General features: G+C 63.5%; 3 protein-coding genes. All 3 read left to right on the forward strand.

Annotated elements, in window-relative coordinates; translation table 11 throughout:
- On the forward strand, positions 1–345 hold a 345-nt coding region (locus tag BUB53_RS22085), incomplete at its 5' end, for a VirB8 family type IV secretion system protein (protein WP_234983225.1).
- A 101-nt stretch (positions 346–446) separates the two neighbouring features.
- Positions 447–1,142, forward strand: a complete 696-nt coding sequence (locus BUB53_RS22090; RefSeq protein WP_073038230.1) for a TrbG/VirB9 family P-type conjugative transfer protein — start codon at positions 447–449, stop codon at positions 1,140–1,142.
- Positions 1,139–2,502: TraB/TrbI/VirB10 family type IV secretion system protein (locus tag BUB53_RS22095; RefSeq protein WP_073038232.1), on the forward strand; the 1,364-nt coding region annotated here is incomplete at its 3' end. The genes BUB53_RS22090 and BUB53_RS22095, both read left to right, overlap by 4 nt.

The following is a 2,502-nucleotide window of genomic DNA, read 5'->3' on the forward strand; positions in this document are numbered from 1 at the left end:
CTGCGCATCCGCAGCGTTCTGCGCCGCTCGGACGGGGCCGCCGAGAGCGGGTTGCGCCAGATCTGGAACAGCGCCAACGAGAATTACCCGCCGACGGTCTATGGCCCCAATGCGCGGCTCGACGTGGAGATCCTCAGCATCAACCGGATCGGAACCAACCGCGCGACGGTCCGCCTGCGCAAGCGCCTGACATCTATCAACGGCGTCCAAACCGGGCTTTTCACCGCCACGCTTCTCTTCGAGTTCCGCCCCGAGACCCGCCGCTCCATCGATGAGGTCTGGACCAACCCCTTCGGCTTCACGGTCCTCGAATATTCCATCCGCTCCGACAGATTGGAGAATTAATGCGTTTCTGGAATTCAATTCAAAATATCTTGTCGCCAATGTCCCGAGAGCGCGCAGCGTGGCAGGGTATTGGCGACCCAACTCATTCCGGAAACGCATGTTTGTTCCCTGCTCGACTTTTCATATTGCTGATTGCCCTGTTGCCCGGCCTTGCTTTCGCCGAAGCCATCCCGCGTGGCGGGCCCAATGACAATCGGGTGCGGCTGGCAACATATCAAGAAGGTCAGGTCTACCGGCTCAGCGTGTCGCTCACCCATGTGACCACGGTCGAGTTCGGGGAAGGCGAGAGCATCCGCTCGATCATTGCGGGCGACACGGAAGGCTTCGAGATCGACGGCGTACCCGGGGGTCAGGCCTTCGCGATCAAGCCGGTGGCGCGCGGGGTGCATACCAATGTGACCGTCTACACGAACAGGCGCAGTTATTACTTTAACGTCGAGGAGACCCGCAGTCCGACCTTTTACGTGGTCCAGTTCCGCTACCCCGAAGACAATACGCGGCCCACACGTGCCATCGCGGCCCAAGCGCCGAACTATAATTACGGTGCCAGCGCCCGGACCGAGTTCACCCCCACCCGTGTCTGGGATGACGGGACGTTTACGTATTTCGAATTTCCGCGGAACGCGCCGGTGCCTGCGATCTTCCGCTACGCCAATGGCCGTGAGCGCACGGTCAACACGCAAGCCACCGAGGACAGCGTGATCCGGGTTTCAGGCGTGAACCGACAATGGGTGCTGCGGATCGGGGAGGAGGTGGTCTGCATCGAGGCCACCCCACCTGCGGGGGTAGGCTCATGAGCGATACTGGAAACGCAGACCTCGAGAAACGCCTCGCTGCTCTAGAACAAGGCAAGGGCGCTGGTTCGCCCCCTGCCCCACGGCGCTCACCGCTGCTCGCTTTGGTCGTCGTCCTCGTGATCGGCGCGGGCGGTGCGTTGCTCTATCTCATGTCCCAACCCGAGGAAGAGGAAGTCCTTCCCACGGCCACGCCGGACGTGTTCCAGAACGAAGGCGACGGGTTCGGCGCCATCGAGACCTTGCCCCCGCCCGAGCCCGAGGTTGTGTTCGTCGCACCCGATCCGGTCGAGCCCAATGCTGAGCTTCTGGCACAGCTCGCAGCCCTTCAGGCCCAGATCGAGGAATTGCGCAACGCCCCTGAACCGGTCGTCGAGGAAGACACCGCCGCCGCAGAGGCGATCGACGCGCTGACCGCTCAAATCGCTGCGCTCCAAGCCGCCTCGGAAGCCGCACAGCAACGATTCCAGGACGAACTGACGGCGCGGGATCGCAGCCTTGAGCAACTCCGCATGGATCTGGAACTGGCCCAACTCGAGGCCAACCGCCCCCTCCCCGCACCCACCGGGCCCACCGAGGACGAGTTGCGCGCGCGGGAAGAAGAACGGCTGCGCCGCGAGGAAGAAGCACGACGGCTCGCGGAACTTGAACGCCGCGCTGCTGAGGAGCGCGCGTTTCAGGAGCGCCGCATCACCTCGCCCACCATCGCCTTTGGCGGCACGTCCGGTGCGAATGAGACGGCGCTGACCGAGCGCACCTTTGGCGAAGTGACGGATTTCGTTCTGAACGGCGCGCTGCCCACTTCGGTGACGCAAGCTGAGGTCATCGCCAACCCCTCCAACACGATCATCCAGGGCACGATGATCCAGGCCGTCATGGAAACCGCCCTCGACAGCTCTCTGCCCGGCCAGACCCGGGCCGTTGTTTCCGAAGACGTGTTCAGTTTCGACGGTTCTCGGCTCTTGATCCCGCGTGGATCCCGCCTCATCGGGCGCTATCGTTCGGGCGTTGATATCGCGCAGCGCCGGGTCACCATCGCCTGGGACCGGATCATTCTGCCCGACAACCAGACCATCCAGATCAGTTCTTTTGGGGGCGATGAATTGGGTCGCTCCGGCGTCACCGGCTTTGTCGACACGCGCTTTGACGAGCGCTTCGGCTCGGCCGCGCTGATTTCTCTGATCTCCGCCGCGCCAAGCGCCGCCGCGGCAAACGTGCAGGATGAGACCGCCGCGGACGTGCTGGAAGACGTGGGCGATGATCTGGCAGATGCCACGGACAGCGTGATCGGCGACTACCTCTCGATCGGCCCCGTCATCTACGTCGACCAGGGCGCGCGCGTCACGGTGATGGTCGACCGCGA

It is taken from the genome of Roseovarius pacificus (genome assembly GCF_900142665.1).
GTDB lineage: Bacteria > Pseudomonadota > Alphaproteobacteria > Rhodobacterales > Rhodobacteraceae > Roseovarius > Roseovarius pacificus.